Genomic DNA, 24,473 nt, shown 5'->3' with positions numbered 1-24,473 from the left:
TTGTCAACAGGTACAAAATAAAAGCTTGACAATACAACAAATATTCGAAAAAATGCTTATAAATGTACAAGCATTTTTATGGTTTTACTAAAGACCCATTTAATCTTACGCCTGACCCTGATTTTCTTTATCTTACAGAATCTTATCGTGAAGCATTAGCTCAATTGATTTATGGTGTAAGAGGGAAAAAAGGGCTTATTCTTCTTACCGGTGAAGTAGGTGTTGGGAAAACTACAATTTTAAAGTCATTTTTAAATTATCTAAAACATACTGGAGGTCTTTCTGCTTTTATTTTTAATTCTATTTTAGAACCAATTGAATTCTTTCATTTGGTTTGTGAAGGACTAGGATTATCTAGACCTAATAATAAAGCAGATTTTCTTATATCCTTAAATAAATTTTTAACTCAATGTTTAGAAGAACAAAAAGCAGTAGTCATTGTTGTTGATGAAGCGCATAATTTAAGTCCACTCCTTTTAGAGGAAATCAGACTTTTACTTAATTTAGAGACAAATAATCAAAAACTTCTTCAAATTGTCCTCTGTGGTCAACCTGAGCTTTGGGAAAAATTAAATACACCAAAATTGAGACAACTGCGTCAACGTATAGCCTTAAGATTTATCCTTAATCCACTTAATCGAAAAGAAACTGAAAATTATATCAAAACCAGACTTATCAAAGCTGGTGGGAAAAGCAATATATTTAATGCACAAGCAATTGACAGAATTTATACTTATTCCAAAGGTATACCAAGGATAATAAACATTATTTGTGATCATGCCTTAATCGAAGGCTATGCAACTGACAAAAAGATTATTGGAGCAGATATAATTGAGCAAGTTGTTAAAGACATGGCAATCCGCGATTTGTTATAATTTAATCTGGCGGTGCCATAAATTTTGGGCTTAATATAGGCACATTTGATTCTTTAAATATTTTTTCCATCTTTTCTATAATAGATTTTTCTAAAACAAAATCTGTAGCTTTAAGATTCTCTTTAAGTTGTTTTCTATTCCGCATTCCTACTAAAGCTACATCTACACCGTTTTGTTGCAAAAGCCATCTTATTGCTAAATGGCTCACTCTCTTTCCTATAGATTGCGCAATTTCATCAAGCTTTTTAACCAATTCTGCATATTTTTTAAATGTACCTCCTTGAAATTTTGGGTCAAAATGCCTTATATCATTTTCCCCAAATGTTTCATCCCCTTTAAATTTGCCAGTTAAAAGACCTCGACAAAGTGCGCCATAAGCTAAAATGCCTATATTATTTCTAATACAATAGGGCAAAATTTCATTCTGTATCTCTCTTTCAAAGAAATTATAAGGTGGCTGTAAGATATTAAATTCTCCATATTTTTTACATTCTTCCATCTGTTCAACAGAAAAATTGCTTACTCCAATATATTTTATAAGTCCCTTTTCTTTTAACTCCATCATGGTTTCCATTGTTTCTTTAAAAGGAGTCTTTTTGTCAGGCCAATGAATTTGGTAAATATCAATATATTCAATATCTAATCTTTTTAAAGAATCTTCTATTTCTTTAAGTATCCTTTTTCTTGAAGAATTCCTTTTAATTCTCTCATTTTCATCCCATTCAAGCCCTACTTTTGTAGCAATGATTATCTTCTCTCTATCAAAACCTTTTATTCCTTTGCCTACAATTTCTTCTGATTTACCAAATCCATAAACAGGAGCAGTATCTATAAGATTTATACCTGATTCTATTGCTTCTTTTACTGTATTTATAGCTTCTTTTTCATCTATTCCACTCCAAAGCCAACCTCCTAAAACCCACGTTCCTAAACCAATTTCAGATACTTTTAAATTTGTTCCTTTTAACATCCTATAATACATCTCACTACTCCTATTTCCTTATTACTGTACCTGAATAAATAAAAGCATTTTGTTTCATTTTTATCCATCTTCCTTTATCAATGCCAATCACATTACCACATTGACATTTAACTTTAATACCTTCTTGCACACTATAATTTTTAATTATCCGTTCCTTCCAGCAACGTAATAAACGCCCCTTTCCGATTTTTAAATATTTAAATATTTTTCTTTTACATTTAGCACATTTTACAATTAACATTATTTTAGATTTTATAAAAGAAAAAAATGGTATTGACAACATTTTTTTTGCATGTTAATAGACTCGGATTGAAAAAGAGATGAAGAAGGTAGGTTTAAAATACGGTTATTTTTATTATTATAAGTGGGGTCTGCCCACTGTCTTTTGAAACTATAAAAAGGAGAAAGGCCGTGGGCAGACCAAACAGGCGCCCACGGCTGAAATAGAAAAGCCGTGGAGTGAACCTTCACGGCTTTTTTATTTTAAAATAGAAAAGGAGGTTGAAAATGGGAATTGCTTTAGCAGGGAAACAGATTGGAAAAAGGATACGGTTAGAAAGGATCTTTAATCGAGAAACAGGAAAGACTGTAATCATACCTATGGATCATGGTGTTACTGTTGGTCCTATTTTAGGTTTAACAGATATGAAGACAATAATCAATGAAGTAGCGCTTGGGGGAGCAAATGCCATTGTTATTCATAAAGGAATTGTAACAGCAGGTCATAGAGGTGGAGGCCCTGATGTAGGTTTAATTATTCATCTTTCTGGTAGCACTTCTTTATCTCCACATCCAAATACAAAGACACTTGTTTGTACAGTAGAAGAGGCGATAAAATTAGGAGCAGATGGTGTATCTATCCATGTTAATCTTGGTGATGAGAATGAAAGGGAAATGTTAAGGGATTTTGGTGAAGTTGCACAGAAGGCTTTAGAATGGGGTATGCCTTTATTAGCCATGGTTTATCCAAGAGGGCCAAAGATTAAAGATAGTTATGATCCAGATATTATTGCCCATTGTGCAAGATTAGGGGCAGAATTGGGGGCAGATGTAGTAAAAGTATCTTATACAGGTTCATCAGAGACATTTAGAAAGGTAGTTGAAGGCTGTCCAGTGCCAGTAGTGATTGCTGGCGGGCCAAAAATGGATTCAGATAAAGCAGTTTTAGAAATGGTAAAGGGGGCAATAGAAGCAGGTGGTGCAGGTGTTTCTATTGGAAGGAATGCCTTCCAACATAAAGATCCAAGAAAGATAGTAAGGGCTATCGCTAGGATAGTCCATGAAAATATAAGTGTTGAGGAAGCTATGAAAGAATTGGAGGATTAAGATGAAAAAAGTATGGGTAAAAGTTATACCTTGGCAGAAAAAATTAGTTACTACCGCTATTGAGGGTGGGGCAGATGCCATTGTAGTAGAAGAAGGAAAGACTGAAGCAGTAAAGGCTTTGGGAAGGATGAAAACAGTAGCAGCAGATGGAGATATAAAGATTGATAAAGATGTGGTTTTTTATGAGATAAAAAGTAAAGAAGATGAAGAAAAGATTTTAAAATTAACAAAGGAAAAGATTGTTGTTGTCACAGCTAAAGATTGGAAGATTATTCCATTAGAAAACCTTGTTGCCCAAACAACAAATCTCTTTGCTGAGGCAAGCACTGCAGAAGAAGCTAGAACTTTACTTGGAATATTAGAAAGAGGTGTAGATGGAGTAGTAGTAAATACAAAGGATATTAGTGAGGTAAAAAAGATTTTGGATTTAGTAAAAAGGTGGTCAGAGAAGATAGAAGTTAAAGTGGCTAAAGTAAAAAATATTAAACAACTGGGGATGGGTTATCGTGTTTGTGTAGATACATGTGATTTAATGGCTATTGGAGAAGGTATGCTTGTGGGAAATAGCAGTGGTGGATTATTCCTTGTCCATGCAGAAAATGTAGAGAATCCTTATGTTACTCCAAGACCATTTAGGGTAAATGCAGGTCCAGTACATGCCTATATCAGAGTAATAGGTGGGAAGACAAAGTATCTTTCTGAATTAAAGGCAGGAGATGAAGTATTAATTGTGAATCATCAAGGTGAAACTAGACCTGGTGTAGTAGGTAGGGTAAAGGTAGAAAGGCGTCCACTTTTATTAGTTGAGGCAGAGGTAGAAGGGGAAACAATTTCTACTATATTGCAAAATGCTGAGACAATCCGTCTTACCACCCCTAAAGGTAAACCTATTTCTGTAGTGCAGTTAAAACCAGGTGATGAAGTAGTTGTAGCGATAGAAAAGGCAGGTCGCCATTTTGGCATTAAAGTAGAAGAGACTATTATGGAAAAATGATTAATGCAGAAACAGATGTTTATGCTGTAATTGGTTATCCAGTAAGGCATAGTTTAAGTCCTATCATCCAAAACATAGCATTTAATTATTATAATCTTAATGCTATTTATGTAGCATTTGAAGTAAATGATTTAGCATCAGCTATAAAGGGAGTAAGGGCACTTGGCATTAAAGGGCTAAGTGTGACTATACCACATAAAGTAGAAATTATGTCTTTTTTAGATAAAATAGATGAAACAGCAAAAGAGATTGGGGCAGTAAATACAGTGGTAAATAAAGATGGAAAGCTTTTTGGTTTTAATACTGACTGGTTAGGTGTTATCCTTTCCTTAAAAGAAAAAGGAGAAATTTCAAAGAAAAGATTTATTGTCCTTGGTGCTGGTGGAGCAGCTAGGGCAGTAGTTTATGGACTTAAAAAGGAAGGAGCTGAAATAATTATTTTAAATAGGACTTATGAAAAAGGGCTAGCCTTAGCAAATGAATTTAAGGTAAAGGCATTACCTTTAGAAAAGGCTTCAGAAATAAAGGCTTATGGATTAATCAATACTACACCAGTAGGTATGTGGCCAAAGATAGAAGATACTCCTTTAAAAAAGGATATCCTTAAAAATTTTTCTTTAGTTATGGATATTGTTTATCATCCTTTAAAAACAAGACTTTTAAGAGAAGCAGAGGAAATGGGTTGTCAAACAGTAATAGGGTTAAAGATGCTGGTTTATCAAGGGGCAGAACAATTTAGATTGTGGACAGGAAAGGAGGCACCAGTAGAAGAGATGTTTAAAGTAGCAAAAGAAGTATTGAAAAATGAAAAGAAAAATCCTTCCCTTAAATGAAGGGATAAAATTAGATATCAATGTTCCTGGTTCAAAGAGTTTAACACATAGGGCATTGATTGTTGCTGCTTTGGCAGAAGGTGAATCTTTACTTAAAAATTTGCTTTTAGCTGAAGATACCTTATTGACCATATCTGCTTTAAAGCAAATGGGTATTAAAATAGAAACCTTAAATAATACAGCTAAAATATATGGTAAGAATGGAAAGATATCTTCTCCTAAAAATCCAATTTATTTAGGAAACTCAGGTACATCAATGCGTCTTTTAACAGCCATTTGTGCTTTAGGAAAAGGGCAATTTATCTTGACAGGCAATGAACGCATGCAACAAAGACCAATTCAACCTTTAATTGATGCATTAAAGATATGGAAAGTAGATGCTTATACAGAAAAAGACAATGGTTGTCCTCCAGTGATTATTAAGGCAGATGGTATTAAAGGTGGAAAAACACAGATAGATGCATCTATTAGTAGCCAATTTGTTTCAGGTCTTTTATTAGCTGCCCCCTATGCAGAAAATGATTGTATTATTGAAGTAAAAGGAAAACTTTCTTCAAAACCATATGTAGATTTAACTCTTAAAGTAATGAAGGATTTTGGTATCCAAGTAGAAAATAAAGATTATCAATATTTTTTTGTGCCAAAGGGTAATTATAAGGCAAGAGATTATATCATTGAGGGTGATTGTTCAACTGCATCTTATTTTTGGGCAGCAGCTGCTATTTTAAAAGGTGAAATTACAGTAAGCCCAATTAATGCTGATTCTGCTCAAGCAGATATAGGATTTGTTTGGATCTTAGAAAAAATGGGCTGTAAGGTTGAAATAAAAGAAAATGGAATAAAAGTAATAGGTAAAGATTTAAAAGGGATCAGTGTTGATATGAACAATATGCCTGATGTAGTACCTACTTTAGCTATAGTAGCTGCATTTGCAAAAGGTGTTACAGAAATAAAAAATGTTGCCCATTTACGTTATAAAGAATGTGACCGTCTCCATGCTTTAGCTAATGAGTTAAAAAAGATAGGTATAAATGTAGAAGAAAAAAAGGATGGTCTTATTATTGAGGGTGGAAAACCACATGGAACCATTATTGAAACGTATAATGACCATCGTATTGCTATGAGTTTTGCTATTGCTGGACTTAAAGTACCAGAGATTGAAATCATAAATCCAGATTGTGTAAAAAAATCCTTCCCAGGATTTTGGGAAACAGAGTTATTTAATTTTTAACTCCATATCCTCTGCCAATTCTATATCTGCCTCTGGGGTGCGTCCTTTTGTAGTGAGATAGTTTCCAACAATAGTGCCAGTTGCTCCAGCAACAAACATAAAGTTTTGTAATTGCCTTAAATTTAATTCCCTTCCACCACAGATAATAATCTCTTTATCTGGCAAAATAAAACGATAAATGGCAATAATCTTTAAGCAATTAAGTGGAGTTAAAAGTTTTAAATGTTCCAATCTTGTTCCAGCAATTGGATGAAGAAAGTTTATTGGTATTGCATCTACATTTAATTTTTTTAATAAAAATGCTAATTTTATTTGATCCTCTTCTTTTTCTCCCATCCCCATAATGCCACCACAACAAACAGAAAGCCCTATTTCTTTTGCATCTTTTATAGTATTTATTTTTTCTTCATAACTATGAGTTGTACATATCTTTGGATAAAAATCCTCTGATGTTTGAAGATTGTGATGATAACGATTTAAACCTGCTTCTTTTAATTTTAAAAGTGCTTCTTTATCAAGTAACCCTAAAGATACACAGCTAAATACCCCCATATCTTTTATATATCTTATTGCCTCACAGATTATCTTTAATTCTTCATTATTTACTTTTCGTCCACTTGTTACAATACTTATTCTTTTTGCCCCTTGTTTTATCCTCTCTTTTGCCTCAGAAACAATCTCCTTAACACTCATTAAAGGATAAACTCTTATTTTTGTTTTATGATAAATTGATTGGGCACAAAAGGCACAATCTTCACTGCATTTTCCTGACTTTGCATTGATAATACCACAAAAATTTATTATTTTACCTTTAAATTTCTCCCTTATCTGATTTGCCCAAGCAAGAAGATGATAAATATCTGCCCCTTTTATTTTCATTAAATAATAAGCATCATCAAAGGAGATATCTTTACCTTTTAATATCCTTTTTGCTATTTCTTCAATAAGTTTAAGATTTTCCATTATTAATCCCAATTAAAAGTAAAATATGCCATCTTAAAGGTATTTCTTTTTTATTTTCATATTTTAACCAAAAATCTTTTGCCTCTTTTATATATCCTTTAAAAAGATAATGCCATGAACCACGACTATATAAGATTTTAAACCATTCATTAGCAGAATAAGATTCAGAAAAAGAGAGAAAATGGTAAGATAATTTAAAGTCCTTAAACTCTTTTAATATCTCTTTAAACCTCAATGAAGGTCTATGAGAAAAATGATAATGTTTTTTTAAATTGCGATAAACATTTAAAAGTAACTTATTTCCTAAAAGACCATCTGCACAATTGATTGGTATAGAAAAGGCTAAAACACCATCTTTTTTAAGACATTTTTTTAATCTAATTGCTGTACCATTTTCAAACCAATGATAACAAAAGTTACCAAAGATAAGGTCATATTTTTCTTTAAGAGAAATAACATCCTCTGCTTTTAAAACAAGATAATCTACATTATTTAAATTCTTATTTTTTGCTAATCTCAACATCTCTATACATGGATCAGTAGCAAAAATCTTTGCCTTAGGAAAGTATCTTTTTAAAACCTGCGTAGAGATACCTGTACCTGCTCCAAGCTCTAAAATATTTTTGAAAGAAAAATCTTTTATTAATTTACATAAGGCATCTGCAATATAATAATAAAACCAAAAATTTATTTTATTTTCATATAAATCAGCTAATAAAGAGAATGGGATAACCATTCTTTTATCCTTTTAAAAGTAATTTGAGATGAAATAACATCATTGTGATTTGCATCAGGGATAATTTCTATTTTTATATTTAATACCCTTGCCCTTTTTGCTGCCTCTTTGACAGTTAAAAGATCATTTTTTGCATAAATAAACAAAATTTCCTTAAATGCTTTAAAAGTTATTGGCAATGATTTCAAGGCATCTCTTAAACCTTCATAATATTTTTCTTCTTTTACCCTTCTTGCTCTTAAAATAGTTAAAAGTTCTTTTTTTGTCCCATCAAATATAGCTTCTAAAGGAGGGGAAATTAAGATAATCCTTTCACAAGGAAGCTGAAAGACAATCCTTGCCCCAAGGCTATGACCAAGAGCTAATTTAAATTCAAATCTTTTAAGTCCTTCAACAAATTTTTTTAATGTCTTTAAATTAAATGTTTCTTTATTTTCTCCATGACCTGGTAAGTCAGGCACATATACATTAAAATTTGCCCTTGCTATTGTTAAGGCACAACCAATTATCTCCTCTTTATTACTTCCATAACCATGTAAAACAATGGCATTATCTTTGGCAGAAGGAGGAGATAAAAAATAGGTGGGTGTATCTAAAACATTTTTTAAAAATATCTTACATTCCATCTGTTACTTCCTTTATACTTTCATAAACTACATGACAAAGAAACTTTAATTCTTCTTCACTAATACTTAATGGTGGAAGGATAACAATCACATCACCAAGTGGTCTTATAATTAATCCCCTTTTTCTTGCTGCTCTAATGACTTTATGCCCTATACGCTCCTTTAAAGGAAAAGGAGTTTTTTTTCTTTTTTCCTTTACAAGCTCTATCCCAACCATGAAACCTGCCTGCCTTATGTCCCCTACATGCTTAAGCTCAAAAAATCTTTCAAGCTCCTTTTTGAGCAAATCAATTTTAGGAGAAAGTCTTTCTATTACTTTATTTTTTTCAAATAGTTCTATATTTGCTATAGCAGCTGCACATCCTAAAGGATTGCCTGTATAAGAATGACCATGAAAGAATGTCTTTAACTTTTCATAATCATCATAAAATGCCTGATAGACCTCTTCTGTTGTTAATGTCGCTGCTAAAGGTAGATATCCACCTGTAATCCCTTTGCTTAAGACCATAAAATCAGGGCAAACATCCTCATGTTCACAGGCAAACATCTTACCTGTTCTGCCAAAACCAGTTGCTACTTCATCGCAGATAAGCAGTATTTCATAATGATTACATAGTTCTCTTAAAAACCTTAAATATCCTTTAGGAAAAACAATCATACCTGCTGCTGCCTGAATAATGGGCTCAATAATAACAGCAGCTAAAGAAGATGCATATTTTCTTATATTTTCTTCTAAATCTTTAAAACATTCTTTATTACAATTTAATGGCTCTTTCTTATAAGGACAGCGATAACAATAGGGAGAAGGTACCTTTATAGATGAAATAACAATATCTCCATAAATTTGATGAAAAAGGGAGATACCCCCTACACCAACTGCTCCTAAAGTGTCTCCATGATATGCATTATAAAAGGAAAGAAACCTCTTTTTTTCTTTCTTTCCAATATTTTGAAAGTATTGGAATGCCATCTTTAAGGCAATCTCTACTCCAGTAGAACCATTGTCTGAAAAAAATATTTTGGTAAGACATTTTGGTGTAATCTTTATAAGCTTTTCTGCCAATTGAATGGAAGGCACATTACCAATACCTAAAAGGGTGGAATGGGCAATCTTATCAAGCTGTCTCTTTATTGCCTCATCTATCTCCTTTACCCTATGTCCATGAATATTTACCCATAAAGAAGAAACACCATCCAAATAACGTCTCCCCTCAATATCAATTAAATAATTTCCTTCACCTGCTACAATAATAGGTGCATTCTCATTCTCATACTCCTTCATCTGTGTAAATGGATGCCAAATAATATGTGTATCTATGTATCTTAAATGTTCAATCTCTTTCATTTAAATCTCTATCTCTTTAGCCACTTCTAAAAGTAATTCTTTTTTTAAATCAATCTCAGGGATTACAGCTAAAACATTTGCCTTCCATTTAATCGTCTCTATATTGTCCTCAATTATTTTATCTTTTTTAAATGGTACTTTATTAACTATTACACCTAAAACCTTTATTCCTGCCTTTTTTGCACATTCAATGGTAAGGAAGGTATGATTTAAAGTGCCAAGGAATGGTCTTGAGACAATAATTAAAGGTAAATCAAGCATTTTGATTAAATCTTTTATAAAAAAATCTTTCTTTAATGGAACAAAAATCCCTCCTGCCCCTTCTACTAAAAGGACTTCATATTGATTTTTAAATCTTTCAAATTGTTCTTTAATATAAATGGGATCTATTTCTATATTGGCTAATTTTGCGGCTAAATGGGGGGAAGTAGCTGGCTCAAATATATAAGCACATAATCTCTTTGGATCCTCTTTTAAATCAAGCATCTTTTTTAAAAATATGGCATCAGGTGGTAAAAGATTTTTTGCCCCAGATTGTACAGGCTTAAAATAACCAACATTCATCCCTCTTTGTTTAAAGGAAAGACCTAAAATAGCACATACAACTGTCTTACCTACCTCTGTGTCTGTTCCTGTGATAAAAAAACTCAATTGCATCTAAAAGGCTCTCAATATCTTCTTTTTTATGTACACTGCTTATAGTTATACGCAATCTTGAACTCCCCTTTGGCACTGTAGGTGGACGGATGGCTGGGATAAAAAAACCAGCATCAAAAAGCTTTTTACTTAAATCTAAAGCATCTTCTTCATTGCCTAAAATTAAAGGAATAATAGGTGTAGGATAAGATGGCAATTTAAATCCTAAGTCATTAAGCCCTTTCCTTAAAAAATAAATATTTTCTTTTAACCTTTTTAAATGCTCTGGTTCTTTTTCTATAATCTCTATTGCCTTTTTTGCTGCTGCTATAACAGAAGGTGGCAATGCTGTAGTAAAAATAAAGGAACGTGCTTTATTAATAAGATAATCTATTAAGTCTTTATTCCCTGCCACAAATCCTCCCAATGCACCAATGGCTTTACTCAAAGTAGCCATCTGAATGATTCTTTCTCCCTTAATATTAAAATGAAACAAACTGCCCCTTCCTTCTCCAAGCACACCTGTTCCATGTGCATCATCTACAAGCAAAATGGCATCATACTTTTTTGCTATTTCATAAATCTCTGGTAAAGGGGCTATATCACCATCCATAGAAAATACACCTTCTGTAATAATAAGTCGCCTTCTAAAAGCATTTGCCTCTTTAATCAATTTCTCTAAATGTACCAAATCATTGTGCTTAAAACGAAAAAACCTTGCCCCACTTAAAAAACAACCATCTATAATAGAGGCATGGGCTAATCTATCACAAAAAATGGCATCCCTTCTGCCTACAAGGGCAGATATTGTTCCTATATTTGTTGTATAGCCTGTAGAAAAAACAAGAGTTTTTTCTGTTTGCTTAAATTCAGCTAATGCATTTTCAAGCTCTTTATAAAGAGGATTATGCCCACTAATCAATCTTGCTGCCCCAGCACCAACACCATACCTTTCTAAAGCCTCATTTGCTGCCTTAATTACCTCTTTATGATGAGTAAGCCCCAAATAATTATTTGAGCAAAACAAAGTGACCTCTTTCCCTTCAATAATGGCATGAATAGGATCTAATAATATTATTTCTCTTAAGTAGCGAAAAAGATTATTTTTTTTAATATCTTTCAATTCCTGAATTATATCCTTTAAAAACATGTTAACCTTAAATAATAATAAGTTAACGATGCTGTCAAGTTATGTGGATTTATTAAAATTTTAACTACTTGAAATAAATTTAAAATAGTCTATATTAAAATACTCTAATTTAAGAAACTGTATTTAAAAGAAGGGGATTTTATGAAAATGATTAATTCTCCAGCAACATTTAAGACCTGTTATATAGCTCAGGTCAAGGAAGAATTAAATCTGCCTGTTCGTAAGGCTTGGAATAGAGAAGGAAAACAAAGAAAAGTTCAAGTGCCTTTAGGATTAAAAGAATACATAAAGAAGGCTATAAAAATGCTAATGGACGAAAAAAAGGGAGAAATTCCTTCATATAAAGAGATACAAAAAAAAGCTTTTGAGATCTACCAAGATACTTTAAAAACAAATTCAGAAAAGTTTTTTGGTATTTTTAGAACAAAAAATAAAGAATATGTGAGAAAAATAACAGAAGATAAAAGCTGTATTTGTTGATGCAAATGCCTTCATATATCATCTATATGGAATGAGTAAGGAAGTATTTAAACTTAATGAACTTGGACAAATAAAACACGAGTGATAGATGAGGTATTTCATAAAATACTTTTAATAAAGAAAAAGTTAAAAAACTTGCAGAGGATATAAAATTAATAATAACTTTTTTGAATGGTCTTAATTTAAAAATAAAGGAAATTACAAAAAATGATCTGTTAAAATTGCCCAATATTATGCAAAAATATGGAATTTTTGGAAATGATGCTCTGATATTAATTATTATGAGACCAAAATTTTAAAAATATACAGTCTATAGAGCTTATAAAGGTATAAAATGATTAGGGAGAATGTAAAGGCTATTTTAGAAGAATTGCCAGAAGGGGTAATACTTGAGGCAGCAGCAAAGACTCGTAGTCCAGAAGAGATAGAAGAAGCCATTAGGGCAGGCATTAAAATTATTGGGGAAAATTATGTGCAGGAGGCAATGAAGGCAAAAGAAAAGGTAAATTTAGTGGCAAAATGGCATATGATTGGTCACTTACAGAAAAACAAAGTAAAAAAGGCAGTAGAGATATTTGATATGATTGAAACAGTAGATAGTTATGAATTAGCAAAGGAGATTGATAAAAGATGTAAAAAGATAAATAAGATAATGCCTATATTGATTGAGGTTAATAGTGCTAAAGAGCCACAAAAGGCAGGTGTAATGCCAGAGGAAGTGATAAATTTAATTAAACGTATTTCTCCTTTAAATAATATTAAAATTATGGGCTTAATGACTATGGGGCCTTGGTTAGATGATGCAGAAAAATTACGCCCTTATTTCCGATTAACAAAGGAATTATTTGAAGAGATAAAAAGATTAAATATTCCAAATGTAGAGATGCGCTATTTATCTATGGGGATGAGTGATTCTTATAAGATTGCTATTGAAGAAGGGGCAAACCTTATTCGGATAGGTACAAAAATATTTGGTCCAAGAAAAATTTAAATTTTATCAGTTATCTTTCTCCAATCATTTTCAAAAATTCTTCTTCATTAATGATATTAACACCAAGACGCCTTGCCTTTTCCAATTTTGAACCAGGTTTTTCACCTACTACTACATAAGTTACTTTTCGACTGACCGAATCAGAAGATTTACCTCCTAATGCTTCTACCTTCATTTTTGCCTCATCTCTTGTCATAGAAGATAATGCACCAGTAAAGACAAACACTTTTCCACTTAATGGGCCCTTTAGCTCCTCTTTTGACATACGAACACCAGCTTTTTTCAGCTTTTCAATTACTTTGATATTTTCAGATATAGAAAAGAATTCCTTTATACTTCTAGCAATTTTTGGCCCAATACCAGGTGTTTGTTCAAGTTTCTCCATAGGTATATTCATTAACTCATCTATAGAATTAACCATTTCTGCTAATAAATTAGCTATAGTATAGCCTACATAGCGAATACCTATAGCATAAATAACCCGATGTAAAGGGCGATTTTTACTGGCTTCAATACCTTTTAATAATTTTTTTGTATTAAGCTCACCAATAAATGTAGGTCTAGGTTCTCCAATAGCTTCCATTCGTTTGGGCAATTCTACAAGCAATTTTTCTTCTGTGAGGTAATAGAGGTCACCCACATCCTCTACTAGTTTACTTAAAACTAGCACCCTTGCTGTTCTATGTCCTAATCCTTCAATATCCATAGCTCTTCTTGAAGCAAAATGTTTAAGACGTTCCATCAGCTGGGCAGGACATCGAATATTCAAGCAACGCCAAGCAGCTTCCTCTGGCAATCTTACAATAGGACTACCACAAGAGGGACAATTTTTTGGGAAAGTAATAGAAATTTCCTTCCCTGTTCTAGCTTCAGGAATAACTTTTACTATATAAGGAATGACCTCACCTGCCCGTTCTACTAATACTGTATCTCCTACTCTAATATCTTTTTCCTTTACAAAGTCTTCATTAAAAAGAGAAACTCGACTAATAGTAACCCCTCCTACTTCTACTGGCTCAAGTTCGCCTACCGGAGTAATGCTACCCACCCTACCAACTTGAAATACTACTCTCAAAAGACGGGTTGTTGCCTGTTTAGGTTTAAACTTAAAAGCAATAGACCAACGTGGATGATGAGATGTTTCTCCTAACCTTTGTTGAAACACAATATCATTCACTTTAATAACCACTCCATCTATTTCATAATCAAACTTATCTCTTCTTTTCTCCCATTCTTTGCAAAAAGAAATTACCTCTTTTATACCTTGACATAAATGTACTTCTTGACTTACTTTAAAGCCACATTCACGTAAGATTTTTAAAGTTTCCCAATGACTTCTTATCTTATTACCTAATAAATCTTGTCCATTCTTATCGATAGCATAAGTGATTTGATAAGCAAAAGCATCTAATTTCTTCTTTGCTACTTCTCTTGGATCCTGTAAACGCAATGAACCAGCTGCTGCATTACGTGGATTAGCAAATGGAGATAACCCTTCTTCTAAACGTTCTTCATTAATTTTACGAAAAGCTTCTTTATTTATAACTACTTCACCACGAATTTCTACTTGATGGATACCAAATTGAGAAAAAGGAGCCTTTAATGGTATTGTTCGTATAGTTTTTATATTTGGAGTAATATCTTCTCCTCTTGCACCATCTCCTCTAGTAGCACCTCGTTTTAAATAATCACCTTCATATATTAATGCAATACCTGCACCATCAAACTTTGGTTCACATATGTATTCAACATTATCAATGCCTAACCCTTGAGTAACTCGCCGATGAAAATCTCTTAATTCTTCTTCACCATAAGCATTATCTAAAGAAAGCATTTTAGAAAGATGAGGCACCTCAGGAAAGACCTTTGTAACATCACTTGCTACACGTTGTGTAGGAGAGTCTGGAGTAATAAGTTGAGGAAAACGTTTTTCAACAGATTCCAAATAACGAAAAAGAGTATCATACTCATAGTCAGAAATTACTGGGTCATTCAATACATAATATCGCCAATCATGATAAACTATAACTGTACGTAAATCATCTATAATCTTTTTTGCTTCGCTTAAAGAAATATTACGAGCTGGGTGTTCTTTTAAGTATTGTAAAAGAGAACGTGTCTTTTCAACCAGAGTTCTTTGTTGAACCTCTGTATACATTGCTATCTCCTTTAGAAAGTTGGATTATTTTAAAATAATCCTGGAATGCGTAATCCTCCAGTAAGTTTGCTCATTTCTTCTGCCACCATTTCTTGAGAGCGCTTTAATGCTTCATTTACTGCTGCTAATATTAAATCTTGAAGCATCTCCACATCATCTGGATTAACTACCTCTGGATCAATACTGATAGAAACAATTTCTTGACGACCATTAGCTACCACTTTCACCATTCCCCCACCAACTGAGGCCTCAACAGTCTTTTTTGCCATCTCTTCTTGTAATTCAGCTATCTTTGCTTGAATCTTTTTTGCCTGTTTCATCAATTGATTAATATTCATTTTTTACCTCATTTTTATTTCTTACAACTTCCCCACCAAAGATTTTTAACACTTCTTTTAAAAGATCAAAATCCTTTTGTTGATTTTTTATAATCAATCTTTCTTCACCATCATTTGTTCCAATCACTAATTCATAATCTTTTTTTAACACTTGATTACATGCCTTTTTAAATATTTTTAAAAAACCTTCCTCTTTTAATAACTTAGCATGAGCATCAGAAAGACTTACATTTAAAATTGAATCTTTTAAACTAAATTGAGCATTTTCTACTATAATAGCTAGTATTGGACTCTCTCTTTTTAAGATTTTTAAAAGTGCATCTTTAAATGTAGGTTCAATTGGTTTTTCCTCAATTTCTTTTACTTCAGCTACTTTCTTTTCAAGAGAAGGCATAGCCAATTTCTCAATAATCGTCTCAATAGGCACAATACGGCTAAATTCTGCCATTTTAAGAAGCAAACCTTCAAGGACAAAACGAGGTTGTGTAGTAAAACGTAACATATTTTCCTCTGTTAAAAGCATCATAAAAAGTTGTTCTAATTGAGAAAGTGAAATGTGATTGGACATATTTTTTAAAACAATCAATTCATCATCAGGTAAATCTACCAATGAAGTCTCTGGATTAATTTTGAGCATTAACATATTACGCCAATAAGAAACTAATTGATAATAAAATTCTCTTAAATCTTCACCTTCTTCAGAAATTCTTGCTATAATTTCCATAACTTTTTTTACATCTTGATTAAGGATAGCCTTAATAATTTCAAAAATAAAAGAATTGTCAAATATACCTAAAATAGCTTGCACATGTTTAATGTCAATTGGAGGATGAGTAAAAGAAATTACTTGATCAAGTAAGCTTAAGGCATCTCTTAAACTTCCAGCTGCTACCCTTGCTATCAACCAGATAGCTGCCTCTTTGATTTCTATTTTTTCTTCTAAAGCAATTTTTTTAATTCTTTCATAAATAAGTCGTGTACTTACACGTCTAAAGGGAAAACGTTGGCAGCGAGAAAGGATAGTAGCTGGAATTTTATGAGGTTCAGTAGTAGCAAAGATGAAAACTACATGTGAAGGTGGTTCTTCTAAAGTTTTAAGTAAAGCATTAAAAGCCTCTTTTGTAAGCATATGAACTTCATCAATAATATAAACCTTATATCGCCCTCTAGAAGGAAGGTATTTTACATTTTCTCTAATTTCCCTAATCTCATCAATCCCACGATTAGAAGCAGCATCTATCTCATGCACATCTACTGATGTACCTGAGGCAATCTCCTGACAAATAACACATTGATTACAAGGTTCAGGAAGAGGGCCTTTTTCACAATTAAGAGCCTTTGCTAAGATGCGAGCAACAGTTGTTTTACCTACACCTCTAGGCCCACAAAATAAAAGAGCATGAGGTACCCTATTTGCTTTAATGGCATTTTGAAGGGTTTGAGTAACATGCAGTTGACCTACAACTTCTTCAAAACTCTGTGGACGCCATTTTCTAGCTAATACTAAATAAGACATAACAAATAAGAAACGGATTGGCTGTTAGTGTTATGGCAGCCAGGCTACCTGCAACACACGGAATTACCCACTTACCGTTGCTCCCTTCCGGGCCTGGCGGGGTTCATGGGATTCCGTCGTACAGGGCCCGGCTACCAATTTATTCCAATTCATGGCGGAGAGAGTGGGATTCGAACCCACGGTGCGCCTTTTTAGACGCACACACGATTTCCAGTCGTGCCCCTTCGGCCACTCGGGCATCTCTCCGCCTGGCGGAGAGGGTGGGATTCGAACCCACGTGCCCCTTTAAGGGGCAAGGCGATTTCGAGTCGCCCCCGTTATGACCTCTTCGGTACCTCTCCGCTTTTTAAAAAATTGTTGCATAATAGTTTGGATTTCTTCTGCTAAAATCCCAGCTTTAACTTCTAAACGATGATTAATCCTTTTATCTTGACTTAAATCATAGAGTGAACCGAATACACCCATTTTAGGCTCAAATGCACCAAATATAAGTCGCTTTATCCTTGCCTGAATAATAGCCCCACCGCACATCATACACGGTTCAATGGTAACATAAAGTTCTGTATCTAGCAAGCGATAATTTTTTAGCTTTAATGCTGCTTCTCTCAAAACTAATATTTCAGCATGTGCTGTAGGATCCGCTTTCTGAATCACTTGATTATGCGCCATAGCTAAAATTTCTTCTCCTTTAACCAAAACAGCACCTACTGGCACTTCATTTTCTGCCTCTGCTTTAAGGGCTTCTTTAATAGCTAATCTCATAAAATATTCGTCCCTTTCCATATATAATATATAGCTCTCGCTTGCAAAAATGGAAAGAGTGTAATATTTATTTCAATCTTTATGTATTATAAAGAAGCAATCAATTTTATTAACAAACTTCAGGCAAAGGGAATAAAACCAAGATTAGACAATATTGCTTTAGCACTTTCTTACTTTGGTCAGCCTCAATTACATTTTTCTGCTATTCATATTGCTGGTACAAATGGTAAAGGCTCTACTGCTGTTATTTTAGCAAAGATTTTAGAAACAGCAGGCTATAAAGTAGGGCTTTTTACTTCTCCTCATTTACATTCTGTAAGAGAGCGCATTCAAATAAATAGTAAACTTATTTCAAAGGAAGAATTTTCTTTTTTTGTTAAAGAAATAAAGAAATATCTATCTAATAATGAGCTTACTTATTTTGAATTCCTCACCCTTCTTTGTTTTATCTATTTTGCTGAAAATAAAGTAGATTTAGCAGTAATAGAAACTGGAATGGGAGGAAGACTTGATGCTACTAATCTTTTATTGCCAAAGGTAAGTATTATTACGAATATTGCCCTTGAACATCAGCGTTGGCTTGGATATTCATTAGAAAAGATTGCTTTTGAAAAAGCTGGTATTATCAAATCAAAAAAACCTCTTATTACTGGCGTAACACAAAAACATCTTATTTCTTTATTCTCAAAGATTTGTCAGATGAAGAAAGCCCCAATTTATCGATTAGGTAAAGACATAAAGCATTATAAAACAAAAATAGGATTTAATTATCTTGGTATTAAAAAATATATTCCTTCTCTTTCTCTCAATCTGTTTGGGCCACATCAAATAAAAAATGCTACTTTAGCTCTGGGAGCAATAGAACTTTTAGAAAATCAAGGTTTTTTAATAGAAGAAAAAGCCATAAGAATTGCTTTAAAAACAGTTACTTGGCCAGGAAGGTGGGAAGTAGTAAACGAAAAACCAAAAGTTGTTTTGGATGGCGCTCACAATCCTGCTGGAATATCAGCATTAAAAAAAACGCTTTCTCTTTATCAATTTAACAATTTGATTCTTATTTTAGGTATTATGAAAGATAAAAATATAAAAAAAATGATAAAAATATTGTTTCCTTTGGCAAATATTTTAATTTTAACTGCTCCTAAAATAGAACGTGCAGCAGAGCCTGAATCTTTAAAAAAAATAGTCCAAAAATATAATCAAAAAATAGAAATTAAAACTATTCCTTCTATTCCAAAGGCTATAAAAATAGCCCTTTCCATCGCATACCCAGATGACCTTGTTCTCATTACAGGCTCCCTGTATACTGTGGCCGAAGCGAGAGAGGTTTTTATTAAATGTATTCCAGAATAATAATCTCTATTTCAATAGTTTTTATTTTAGCCTCTGCAACTTTAGCTAAAACCTTTAAAAAAACTTCTTTACCTGTTTTTGTAAAGGCTAAAAAAATTGTTTATGACCGTCTTAAAAATGTTTATGAAGCTTATGGTAATGTAGTTTTAAAACAAGGAGATAAATTGATAGAAGCAGAAAAAGTTATTGTTGATATGAATAAAAATAAAGCTGTGTTTGAAGGCAATGTATTTTTTAAAACAGGCAAAGATTGGTTTAAAGCAGAATCTGGCACATTTGACCTTAATACTTATCAAGGAACCCTTTATCAGGCAGAAGCCTTTATGAGTGAAAATCATATTTATATTAGGGGGAAAGAAATTAAAAAAACAGGAAAACGCACTTATGTTGTTGAAAATGCCCAGATCACAACATGTGATGGAGAAAAGCCAGTTTGGTGTTTTCGTGCCAAAAAGATGAGAGTTACTGTTGAAGGTTGGGCTACAGTTTCTCATCTCAGTTTTTGGACAAAAGGTATCCCTCTTGCTTATATGCCTTATTTAATCCTTCCAGCTAAAACAAAACGTCAATCAGGCTTCCTTTTCCCTTATTTTGGTTATTCAGAACGTGATGGCTTTGATATTACCCTACCCTTTTTTTGGGATATAAAACCTAATATAGATGCAACTTTTTATCAACGCTATTTAAGCAATCGGGGGTGGTTCCAAGGAATAGAATTTCGTTATATTTTAAATGAAACTGATAAAGGCTTTTTTTATTTTGATTATTTACATGATAGGCTTTTTTCTAAAAATCGCTGGTGGCTTCGTTCAAAACAAGATCAAATGTTACCTGGAGGAATTTATGCTCAATTAGATATAGATTTAGTAAGCGATAAAGATTATCTCAAAGAGTTTACAGAAGGTCTTAATAACTATCGCTATTGTGACAAAGAATTTTTTCGATATTTTCATCGAGGTTTAAGCACTGAAGAAACAGCCTTGATAAGAGAGTCAAATTTAAGTCTTACAAAAAACTGGGGACAATATAGCATTATTGCTGAAGCTCATTATACTCAAAATCTTGATAAAAGCCAGGATGAATTTACATTACAACGTTTACCCCAAATATCCTTTAAACGGCAGGATACTAAATTATGGAAAACACCTTTTTTTCTTAAATGGGACACTATTTATACACATTTTTGGCGACAAAGAGGTATAAAAGGACATAGAATCCATTTTGCTCCAACTTTTTCCCTTCCTCTTAAAACAAAATATTTTGAAATATTACCTAAACTTAGTTTAATGAGGACAAATTATTTTTTAAAAGAAGAACATTTAAGTCGTTTTCTTTATGAAACATCAATAGAAGTAAAAACAGATTTATGGCGTTATTATCTAGGCTCATTTATTCATCATTTAGAGCCTAAAATAATTTATAGGTTTAGACCAGATGTTGACCAGAGTGATTTACCTTATTTTGACGGTATTGATCGTCTTTTAAAACATAATGAAGTGACTTATAGCCTCACTCAATATTTACTCATAGAAAGAAAAGGACAATTGCAAGAATTGATGCGTCTTTCTGTTAGTCAGACATATGATTTCAAAGAAGCTCGTAGAAAGGACATCCCAAAAGAAAAACGTCGTCCTTTTAAAGATATTTTAATAGAACTTCAATTAAAACCTTTTTGGGAAATTTATTTAGATACAGAAGTAACTATTTCACCTTATGGTAAAGGTGTTAAAGAAACTAATACACACTTTCGCTTTATAACAAAGCGAGGTGATTTTATCAAGTTTAACTATCAATATCGGATTAATGAAACACAGGATTTGGGAACAGAGATATTTTTGCAATTAATAAAAAATTGGTCTATGCATTTTTATAATAGTCATTCTTTTTATTATAACCGTGATATTGAAACTCGCTTTTCCTTACGTTATGAAGCTCAATGTTGGGGAATAGAATTTGCTTATAGTGATATTTACAATGATAAAAAGTTTATGATTATATTTAGTTTAACTGGAATTGGTGAGATAAAGGGAATTAGTTTTGGTAGGTAAATTATTTATTGGAACAAGTGGTTATCATTATGCTCACTGGCGTAAAGGAGTATTTTATCCAGCCAAATTACCACAGAGTCAAGAGCTTAAATATTATAGTCAATTTTTTGATACAGTTGAATTAAATGTTACATTTTATCGATTACCACAGATAAAAGCATTTTTAAGCTGGTATAATCGTACACCTGAACATTTTATTTTTGCTGTTAAAGGAAGTCGATTTATCACTCATATTAAAAGATTAAAAGATATAGAACAGCCATTGTCCCAATTTTTTGAAAGAGTAGTTTTTTTGAAAGAAAAATTAGGTGTAATATTATGGCAGTTGCCACCAGGATTTAAATGTGATTTAGAAAGACTAAAGTATTTTCTTAAACAACTTAATGCATATAAAAATTTATATCATGCCTTTGAATTTAGACACCTTTCTTGGTTTTGTACTGAAGTTTATGAAATTTTAAAAAAATTTAAAATGACCATATGTCATGCTGATTGGCCAGGGCTTAAAGTCACTCCACCTATAGACTTCCCCTTTATTTATATAAGGCGCCATGGCCCACCTACTCAAAGACTTTATACAGGTTGTTATACTATAGAAGAGATTAAAGCTGATGCTATATTTATCAAAAATTGTCTAAAACAGGGCAAAGATGTATTTATTTACTTCAATAACGATGCTTTTGGTTATGCAGTTAAAAATGCTTTAGAGTTGAAACAATGTCTTAAAAGATTGCATTGACATATTATTTTGAAGTATGATAATTTTTTTCAAATGATATTACCTAAAGGTGAAATAGTTTATAAAAATTTAAAGACTTTTTTTATTGATATAGATAAATTTTTATTCAGTCTTAAAAGGGATGAATTTACTGGACAAATTCATTTTATCTTCCCAAATGCAGAATGTGTAATCTTTTTAATGGAAGGAGATGTTGTCAGTGGAGCAGAAGAGATTAAAGGAGAAAGATATAGTGGACAAAAAGCAGTAAAAGAAATCTTAGCACTTGCTCGTAAAAATCCAAATGGATATATTACTGTATATAAACTGCCTCCTGAAACAGTAAATCTTCTCACAAAAGTATTTTCTCATCCAGTAAAATTAATTTACAAAAATTTATCTGCTGAATTTTCCCATTTAGGGATGCTTATTGCTAAATTAAAAGATGAAAAATTTACAGGTTATATAGAAGTGCAATTTCCTCAAGATAAAAAACAAGGAATAATTCTTTTAGAAAAAGGATTAATCAAAGCCATTCTTTCTGAAGAGTCAAAAATTGGTGTTAAAGAAGAAATGCATATTGAATTAAGACCTACAAATCTACGTATTGTAGAAGAGGCACAAAGAAAAGGTGCTATTTTTAATGTTTTTAGAATACAACCTGAATAGCTTATTTAACAAAAAATTTCAATCCACCGACTGCCAAACAGGTCATAGCCACAATTTTAAAAATGACATGAATTGTATAGCTTGTAACAAAATCATAAGTTGATGCAAGAAAGAGAGCTGTATCAGAAACAAGCAAAAATCCTATAGTAGCAATAATAAGATTAATAACACTCTCAATTATCCCCCCTTTATATTTCCCTCTAGCATAATAAAAAACTATAAGAATAACTAAATAGACAGTTAATGTTAAAGAAAGTAAAAGAACAATTTGGGAAATATCAGATGCAAGTTTCATAAAATGCCTCCAATATTAGAAAAATTTTTTTACGATTGTATCTAAAACACCTAATATACGGGACTTCAAAGCAGTATGTATATAAAATTTCTCAATATCTTCTTTTGTTTTTTGAATCTCTCGAACGATTTCTTGAATAATTCTTCTACCTAAAAATTTTTCAGCCTCCTCTAAAATTTTTAAATAAAGCTCTTGAAAGGCATCTATAAATATCAACCTTTGTTGTGGAGCAGGAAAATGTGTAGCAATATTTTTAAATATAATTCTCATATTTAATTTATCGGGTTCTTCAAGTGAAAGGTCGAAAAAAATTTTTTGATGATCCGGTTCTAATAACTTCCTTGCTCTTCTTATCACCTCCTGAGCCTTTATTCCCATTTCATTAGTAAGAGACTGATTTATAACTTTAAAAATATCAAACAATGTTTCTAAAACCTTTAATAATTCAGCAAATTCTTTATCTTCATACTCTCCTACTTCTCTAGTCTTTCTTATCCAACCCCTAACTAAAAAACGATATAAAATATTTATTACAGATACTTCATCACCCCCACTAAATTTAATCAATTGATCTATGTTTCTTGTTCCATCTATTAAAGAAAAAATAAATTGCTCATTTGCATCTAATTGCTGCATAATTTTTTCTCTTTCTTCTTCAACATAAGGGGAAAGACGAAAAATTACTTTATTATTAGGAATTTGTTCACGAAAACGGTTAAAACTAAGACACCTTCTTGCTGCAATTAAAGCAATTTCTAATGGAGCATAATGCACAATAGGCTCTTCATTTATAAAACCTTCAGCAAAATAGAACTGCCCTTTTCCCCAAGAGAAAATATCACTTACAATCTCTTGAATCTGAAGTGTTAAAACTTCTTCTAATACTTTTATAGAAATGAAATTCTTTTCTACTAAATAACCTCCCAATCTTTTACCACGTATTTTTGCCTCTTTAGCCAATGTTTCTAATTGCTCTGGTGAAACCATCTTTTTCTTAAGAATAAAAGTTCCTATCCTCTCCTCTTTTTTAGAACTACTGGCAAATACTAAAGCACCCTCTCTAAAAATAAGTTTTTTTGTAATATCCTCACCCTTCACTATTCCTATTCCTGTAAGGAAATTGCTATGGATAGCATAAAGAAAATAAATAAAAGGTAAAATTTCTAAAGTACTGCCAAAAATTCTTCTCCCTTCAATTTTTTCTAAATTTATTGGCTCAAGATAACGTAATTTTATAGCAGCAGACCACTCCTCTATCGCCCTTTCATAATTTTGATTATGGAAAAACTGTGTACCTTTTAAAAGATGCTCAAAAAATTGATTGTTTGGAAAATTTTCAATTCTTAAAATCTGAACTTTTCTTTTTGCCATATTCAACCATTAGCAATTTTTGAATTAAATGTCAAATAACAATTTGCAGAATTATTCGATTATAGTAAAAATTTTAG

The 24,473-nt window shown here is 32.2% G+C and carries 24 protein-coding genes, 2 tRNA genes, 1 other RNA gene and 1 pseudogene; 11 read left to right on the top strand and 17 right to left on the bottom strand.

The genetic code is table 11. From position 1 onward, the window contains the following. The first annotated feature begins 62 nt into the window (after nucleotides 1-62). Nucleotides 63-875 (top strand): AAA family ATPase, encoded by an 813-nt coding sequence (locus tag LWW95_06455; GenBank protein ID MDL1956670.1) that lies wholly within the window; start codon nucleotides 63-65, stop codon nucleotides 873-875. A 1-nt stretch (nucleotide 876) separates the two neighbouring features. On the opposite strand, the gene LWW95_06450 is transcribed toward LWW95_06455, so the two are convergent. Together LWW95_06450 and LWW95_06445 are read right to left on the bottom strand one after the other, a co-directional pair. Further along, on the bottom strand, nucleotides 877-1,857 hold the full coding sequence (locus LWW95_06450) for an aldo/keto reductase (protein ID MDL1956669.1): 981 nt from the start codon (nucleotides 1,855-1,857) through the stop codon (nucleotides 877-879). Between the two features lie 10 nt (nucleotides 1,858-1,867). Further along, nucleotides 1,868-2,098: a hypothetical protein gene (locus LWW95_06445; protein MDL1956668.1), complete on the bottom strand. Its 231-nt coding sequence runs from the start codon at nucleotides 2,096-2,098 to the stop codon at nucleotides 1,868-1,870. Nucleotides 2,099-2,364: 266 nt separating this feature from the next. Between LWW95_06445 and LWW95_06440 the strand changes: the two genes are divergently transcribed. The 4 genes from LWW95_06440 to aroA are packed head-to-tail and all read left to right on the top strand — an operon-like array spanning nucleotide 2,365 to nucleotide 6,241. Continuing rightward, nucleotides 2,365-3,183, top strand: a complete 819-nt coding sequence (locus tag LWW95_06440) for a 2-amino-3,7-dideoxy-D-threo-hept-6-ulosonate synthase (protein ID MDL1956667.1) — start codon at nucleotides 2,365-2,367, stop codon at nucleotides 3,181-3,183. 1 nt (nucleotide 3,184) lies between these two features. Then, nucleotides 3,185-4,177: a 3-dehydroquinate synthase II gene (locus LWW95_06435; GenBank protein ID MDL1956666.1), complete on the top strand. Its 993-nt coding sequence runs from the start codon at nucleotides 3,185-3,187 to the stop codon at nucleotides 4,175-4,177. Further along, nucleotides 4,174-5,010, top strand: a complete 837-nt coding sequence (locus tag LWW95_06430) for a shikimate dehydrogenase (protein MDL1956665.1) — start codon at nucleotides 4,174-4,176, stop codon at nucleotides 5,008-5,010. The genes LWW95_06435 and LWW95_06430 overlap by 4 nt, the downstream gene beginning before the upstream one ends. Next, complete coding sequence (gene aroA, locus LWW95_06425) at nucleotides 4,982-6,241, top strand: 3-phosphoshikimate 1-carboxyvinyltransferase (GenBank protein ID MDL1956664.1); 1,260 nt, start codon at nucleotides 4,982-4,984, stop codon at nucleotides 6,239-6,241. The genes LWW95_06430 and aroA overlap by 29 nt, the downstream gene beginning before the upstream one ends. Here aroA and bioB read toward each other — a convergent pair. From bioB to bioF, 6 genes are read right to left on the bottom strand one after another with little or no spacing between them, the layout of a single operon-like run. Continuing rightward, entirely contained in the window at nucleotides 6,227-7,204 is a 978-nt protein-coding gene (gene bioB / locus LWW95_06420; GenBank protein MDL1956663.1) for a biotin synthase BioB, read from the bottom strand. The two genes, aroA and bioB, sit on opposite strands and share 15 nt — an antisense overlap. Next, nucleotides 7,191-7,940: a methyltransferase domain-containing protein gene (locus LWW95_06415; protein MDL1956662.1), complete on the bottom strand. Its 750-nt coding sequence runs from the start codon at nucleotides 7,938-7,940 to the stop codon at nucleotides 7,191-7,193. The genes bioB and LWW95_06415 overlap by 14 nt, the downstream gene beginning before the upstream one ends. Next, nucleotides 7,916-8,566, bottom strand: a complete 651-nt coding sequence (locus tag LWW95_06410) for an alpha/beta hydrolase (GenBank protein MDL1956661.1) — start codon at nucleotides 8,564-8,566, stop codon at nucleotides 7,916-7,918. The genes LWW95_06415 and LWW95_06410 overlap by 25 nt, the downstream gene beginning before the upstream one ends. Continuing rightward, nucleotides 8,556-9,911, bottom strand: a complete 1,356-nt coding sequence (bioA, locus tag LWW95_06405; protein ID MDL1956660.1) for an adenosylmethionine--8-amino-7-oxononanoate transaminase — start codon at nucleotides 9,909-9,911, stop codon at nucleotides 8,556-8,558. Before bioA ends, LWW95_06410 begins: the two co-directional genes overlap by 11 nt. Continuing rightward, entirely contained in the window at nucleotides 9,912-10,568 is a 657-nt protein-coding gene (gene bioD / locus LWW95_06400; protein MDL1956659.1) for a dethiobiotin synthase, read from the bottom strand. After that, nucleotides 10,522-11,697 (bottom strand): 8-amino-7-oxononanoate synthase, encoded by a 1,176-nt coding sequence (gene bioF, locus LWW95_06395; GenBank protein ID MDL1956658.1) that lies wholly within the window; start codon nucleotides 11,695-11,697, stop codon nucleotides 10,522-10,524. The genes bioD and bioF overlap by 47 nt, the downstream gene beginning before the upstream one ends. A 141-nt stretch (nucleotides 11,698-11,838) precedes the next feature. Here bioF and LWW95_06390 point away from each other — a divergent pair, with 141 nt between their 5' ends. Together LWW95_06390 and LWW95_06385 are read left to right on the top strand one after the other, a co-directional pair. Continuing rightward, entirely contained in the window at nucleotides 11,839-12,177 is a 339-nt protein-coding gene (locus LWW95_06390) for a hypothetical protein (GenBank protein MDL1956657.1), read from the top strand. 334 nt (nucleotides 12,178-12,511) lie between these two features. Further along, a complete protein-coding gene (locus LWW95_06385) occupies nucleotides 12,512-13,168 on the top strand; it encodes a YggS family pyridoxal phosphate-dependent enzyme (protein MDL1956656.1) in 657 nt (218 codons plus the stop codon). Between the two features lie 10 nt (nucleotides 13,169-13,178). Here LWW95_06385 and ligA read toward each other — a convergent pair whose 3' ends face one another. From ligA to tadA, 7 genes and pseudogenes are all read right to left on the bottom strand, one after another. Next, a complete protein-coding gene (gene ligA, locus LWW95_06380; protein MDL1956655.1) occupies nucleotides 13,179-15,326 on the bottom strand; it encodes an NAD-dependent DNA ligase LigA in 2,148 nt (715 codons plus the stop codon). Between the two features lie 29 nt (nucleotides 15,327-15,355). Further along, the gene (locus LWW95_06375) at nucleotides 15,356-15,664 is read right to left on the bottom strand and encodes a YbaB/EbfC family nucleoid-associated protein (protein MDL1956654.1); all 309 of its coding nucleotides are present in this window, start codon (nucleotides 15,662-15,664) and stop codon (nucleotides 15,356-15,358) included. Then, complete coding sequence (dnaX, locus tag LWW95_06370; GenBank protein MDL1956653.1) at nucleotides 15,654-17,180, bottom strand: DNA polymerase III subunit gamma/tau; 1,527 nt, start codon at nucleotides 17,178-17,180, stop codon at nucleotides 15,654-15,656. Before dnaX ends, LWW95_06375 begins: the two co-directional genes overlap by 11 nt. Before the next feature lie 34 nt (nucleotides 17,181-17,214). Further along, an RNA gene (gene ffs / locus LWW95_06365) (signal recognition particle sRNA small type) lies at nucleotides 17,215-17,313 on the bottom strand. Nucleotides 17,314-17,332: 19 nt separating this feature from the next. Then, nucleotides 17,333-17,426, bottom strand: a tRNA-Ser gene (locus tag LWW95_06360). A gap of 3 nt (nucleotides 17,427-17,429) precedes the next feature. Then, nucleotides 17,430-17,521, bottom strand: a tRNA-Ser gene (locus LWW95_06355). Further along, a pseudogene (tadA, locus tag LWW95_06350) lies at nucleotides 17,517-17,963 on the bottom strand (tRNA adenosine(34) deaminase TadA). Before tadA ends, LWW95_06355 begins: the two are co-directional and overlap by 5 nt. A gap of 60 nt (nucleotides 17,964-18,023) precedes the next feature. Here tadA and LWW95_06345 point away from each other — a divergent pair. The 4 genes from LWW95_06345 to LWW95_06330 are packed head-to-tail and all read left to right on the top strand — an operon-like array spanning nucleotide 18,024 to nucleotide 22,730. After that, nucleotides 18,024-19,295, top strand: a complete 1,272-nt coding sequence (locus LWW95_06345; GenBank protein MDL1956652.1) for a bifunctional folylpolyglutamate synthase/dihydrofolate synthase — start codon at nucleotides 18,024-18,026, stop codon at nucleotides 19,293-19,295. After that, nucleotides 19,280-21,343: an LPS assembly protein LptD gene (lptD, locus tag LWW95_06340; GenBank protein ID MDL1956651.1), complete on the top strand. Its 2,064-nt coding sequence runs from the start codon at nucleotides 19,280-19,282 to the stop codon at nucleotides 21,341-21,343. Before LWW95_06345 ends, lptD begins: the two co-directional genes overlap by 16 nt. Continuing rightward, nucleotides 21,333-22,082 carry a DUF72 domain-containing protein gene (locus LWW95_06335; protein MDL1956650.1) on the top strand — a complete coding sequence of 250 codons (750 nt, stop codon included), beginning with the start codon at nucleotides 21,333-21,335 and terminating at the stop codon, nucleotides 22,080-22,082. Before lptD ends, LWW95_06335 begins: the two co-directional genes overlap by 11 nt. A 33-nt stretch (nucleotides 22,083-22,115) precedes the next feature. Further along, the gene (locus tag LWW95_06330) at nucleotides 22,116-22,730 is read left to right on the top strand and encodes a hypothetical protein (GenBank protein ID MDL1956649.1); all 615 of its coding nucleotides are present in this window, start codon (nucleotides 22,116-22,118) and stop codon (nucleotides 22,728-22,730) included. Between the two features lies 1 nt (nucleotide 22,731). On the opposite strand, the gene LWW95_06325 is transcribed toward LWW95_06330, so the two are convergent. Beyond that, nucleotides 22,732-23,025, bottom strand: a complete 294-nt coding sequence (locus LWW95_06325) for a hypothetical protein (GenBank protein ID MDL1956648.1) — start codon at nucleotides 23,023-23,025, stop codon at nucleotides 22,732-22,734. A 15-nt stretch (nucleotides 23,026-23,040) separates the two neighbouring features. Continuing rightward, nucleotides 23,041-24,396 (bottom strand): DUF4388 domain-containing protein, encoded by a 1,356-nt coding sequence (locus tag LWW95_06320; GenBank protein ID MDL1956647.1) that lies wholly within the window; start codon nucleotides 24,394-24,396, stop codon nucleotides 23,041-23,043. Between the last annotated feature and the right edge of the window lie 77 nt (nucleotides 24,397-24,473).

The organism is Candidatus Desulfofervidus auxilii, from assembly GCA_030262725.1.
In the GTDB taxonomy this organism is placed as follows: domain Bacteria; phylum Desulfobacterota; class Desulfofervidia; order Desulfofervidales; family Desulfofervidaceae; genus JAJSZS01.
Note: the sequence above shows the minus strand (reverse complement) of the source record. Positions and strands in the feature narration are given on the sequence as shown.

Excerpts from the sequence above, each read along its gene's own strand:
- dnaX (MDL1956653.1), bottom strand. The coding sequence starts at position 17,180 with ATGTCTTATTTAGTATTAGCTAGAAAATGGCGTCCACAGAGTTTTGAA.
- LWW95_06455 (MDL1956670.1), top strand. The coding sequence starts at position 63 with ATGTACAAGCATTTTTATGGTTTTACTAAAGACCCATTTAATCTTACG.
- LWW95_06435 (MDL1956666.1), top strand. The coding sequence starts at position 3,185 with ATGAAAAAAGTATGGGTAAAAGTTATACCTTGGCAGAAAAAATTAGTT.
- LWW95_06440 (MDL1956667.1), top strand. The coding sequence starts at position 2,365 with ATGGGAATTGCTTTAGCAGGGAAACAGATTGGAAAAAGGATACGGTTA.
- LWW95_06345 (MDL1956652.1), top strand. The coding sequence starts at position 18,024 with ATGTATTATAAAGAAGCAATCAATTTTATTAACAAACTTCAGGCAAAG.
- lptD (MDL1956651.1), top strand. The coding sequence starts at position 19,280 with ATGTATTCCAGAATAATAATCTCTATTTCAATAGTTTTTATTTTAGCC.
- bioD (MDL1956659.1), bottom strand. The coding sequence starts at position 10,568 with ATGCAATTGAGTTTTTTTATCACAGGAACAGACACAGAGGTAGGTAAG.
- LWW95_06320 (MDL1956647.1), bottom strand. The coding sequence starts at position 24,396 with ATGGCAAAAAGAAAAGTTCAGATTTTAAGAATTGAAAATTTTCCAAAC.
- LWW95_06330 (MDL1956649.1), top strand. The coding sequence starts at position 22,116 with ATGATATTACCTAAAGGTGAAATAGTTTATAAAAATTTAAAGACTTTT.
- LWW95_06430 (MDL1956665.1), top strand. The coding sequence starts at position 4,174 with ATGATTAATGCAGAAACAGATGTTTATGCTGTAATTGGTTATCCAGTA.
- LWW95_06415 (MDL1956662.1), bottom strand. The coding sequence starts at position 7,940 with ATGGTTATCCCATTCTCTTTATTAGCTGATTTATATGAAAATAAAATA.
- LWW95_06390 (MDL1956657.1), top strand. The coding sequence starts at position 11,839 with ATGAAAATGATTAATTCTCCAGCAACATTTAAGACCTGTTATATAGCT.
- LWW95_06375 (MDL1956654.1), bottom strand. The coding sequence starts at position 15,664 with ATGAATATTAATCAATTGATGAAACAGGCAAAAAAGATTCAAGCAAAG.
- LWW95_06410 (MDL1956661.1), bottom strand. The coding sequence starts at position 8,566 with ATGGAATGTAAGATATTTTTAAAAAATGTTTTAGATACACCCACCTAT.
- bioA (MDL1956660.1), bottom strand. The coding sequence starts at position 9,911 with ATGAAAGAGATTGAACATTTAAGATACATAGATACACATATTATTTGG.
- bioF (MDL1956658.1), bottom strand. The coding sequence starts at position 11,697 with ATGTTTTTAAAGGATATAATTCAGGAATTGAAAGATATTAAAAAAAAT.
- LWW95_06385 (MDL1956656.1), top strand. The coding sequence starts at position 12,512 with ATGATTAGGGAGAATGTAAAGGCTATTTTAGAAGAATTGCCAGAAGGG.
- LWW95_06325 (MDL1956648.1), bottom strand. The coding sequence starts at position 23,025 with ATGAAACTTGCATCTGATATTTCCCAAATTGTTCTTTTACTTTCTTTA.
- ligA (MDL1956655.1), bottom strand. The coding sequence starts at position 15,326 with ATGTATACAGAGGTTCAACAAAGAACTCTGGTTGAAAAGACACGTTCT.
- LWW95_06445 (MDL1956668.1), bottom strand. The coding sequence starts at position 2,098 with ATGTTAATTGTAAAATGTGCTAAATGTAAAAGAAAAATATTTAAATAT.
- LWW95_06450 (MDL1956669.1), bottom strand. The coding sequence starts at position 1,857 with ATGTATTATAGGATGTTAAAAGGAACAAATTTAAAAGTATCTGAAATT.
- bioB (MDL1956663.1), bottom strand. The coding sequence starts at position 7,204 with ATGGAAAATCTTAAACTTATTGAAGAAATAGCAAAAAGGATATTAAAA.
- aroA (MDL1956664.1), top strand. The coding sequence starts at position 4,982 with ATGAAAAGAAAAATCCTTCCCTTAAATGAAGGGATAAAATTAGATATC.